The sequence below is a fragment of the Paraburkholderia sp. BR13439 genome, from assembly GCF_040948805.1.
Lineage (GTDB): Bacteria > Pseudomonadota > Gammaproteobacteria > Burkholderiales > Burkholderiaceae > Paraburkholderia > Paraburkholderia youngii.
The window spans coordinates 1-1,341 of sequence record NZ_JBFPKN010000112.1; the positions used below are offsets into that span (position 1 = coordinate 1).

The window sequence follows — 1,341 nt, forward strand, 5'->3', positions numbered from 1 at the left end:
GTTCATCAGGGTCAGGTACGGAGCGGCGAAGTACCACTCTTCATCCGATACATCCGTTGGGTAAGGCCTGCGATTTTTCATTCCGCCAGGATACCAGGTCCGACATAAAGTGCCTAACACCCTCTAACACGCCGCTTTGGCCGCGAGATCGGCCGGGCCAGTCTGGCTAGCATGCGCGACTTCCATCTCGCCTCGCCCGAGGGAGAGATTTTCCAGGCAGTGTCTGGAAAATCGGCGGCTCACCGCGATCACGCGGTACCTCAATGCCGTCTAGTCCAGTCTCGTGCTGTCATTCAGTGATTTCACGGGCCATCTCAAATACCCAAAGATCCGGCTTGACGGAACGGTGGCTATCGCGCGTATCTCGCTGCGACTCAGGCAATACCTGGTTCCTCTGCTTGCAGCAGGCTCTTTTTCCCGCATGCAGGTTAGCGGCCGCTCGCGAATATACGGTGGCTGACGACACTTTGTCACGTTTCCGTCTCTTATCGCGCAGCACGAGGACGCAGACGCAGACGTGTCGAACGCCCACCCGACTATGGGAATTCATTCGGCACATCGGGGAGTAGCAATGTTCTGGGGCCCCACGGGCAAATCCAGTTGGCTTAAACGGCCCCAGAAGGGCGACAAGCGTTTGAAGCGGATCTTCTATCAGTCGGCATTTTCATCCATGCGCTGTCCCAAGAGCGCTGCCTTCAAACGTAAAGAAGCGAAGCGCCATCATCAGATCATCATTGCTCTTGCCAGGAGGCGTGTGAATGTACTGTCGGCAATACTCCACAACAGGAATCCAATGCCCGAACGGCTGCCGCTTGCTTGACAAAATCATTAGGCGGTCTCTGCCTTTGGTCTGGCTAGAGTGAATCAATCCCGTGCCGGCACACCAAGGTTCGTTGAGCCCCATATCGCGTGCGCCCACCACTAAAATCCAGAAATGTTCGCACACAATATAATCTTTAGTATCAATTTATTGCTGCCTTTCCCTTGGTACATGCTCCTAACCATGTGGCACCATCCGAACTCAGCTGGCGGCGAAGCGTTGCGGGTCTTCGGAGTCCAATCCGTGGCCACGGTTGCCTGTTTTCCCTCCGCCGTGCCGATGGCCGAACTGCCGTGGCATACCGACGCCTTCGCATGCGTCGCTCCGATAGGAGAAGGCACTAGCGAAATTCGGCGAGTGCAGCTGCGGACGGGGTAGGGAAGATGACTTCTAAGGAAGGTCTGCAAAAGTCCTGGCGTTGACGTCTCGGTGGACTATCCTGGGAGAAGGCAGGTTTAAGGGGTACCTCGATGACACAGCTTGGTCTTGGTCTGGATCTTTCAACGAAACGCACGCGCAAG

General features: G+C 55.8%; 1 protein-coding gene and 1 pseudogene. One reads left to right on the top strand and one right to left on the bottom strand.

From position 1 onward, the window contains the following. A pseudogene (locus AB3X96_RS42390) lies at positions 1–81 on the bottom strand (IS5/IS1182 family transposase); the annotation flags it as partial. A gap of 490 nt (positions 82–571) precedes the next feature. On the opposite strand from AB3X96_RS42390, the gene AB3X96_RS42395 reads away from it, so the two are divergent. After that, positions 572–820, top strand: coding sequence for a hypothetical protein (locus tag AB3X96_RS42395; RefSeq protein WP_368594397.1), 249 nt, complete (start codon positions 572–574; stop codon positions 818–820). Positions 821–1,341 lie beyond the last annotated feature (521 nt).

What these genes read in the sequence shown, in the direction of transcription:
- AB3X96_RS42395 (WP_368594397.1), top strand. Translation starts at nt 572, where the DNA reads ATGTTCTGGGGCCCCACGGGCAAATCCAGTTGGCTTAAACGGCCCCAG.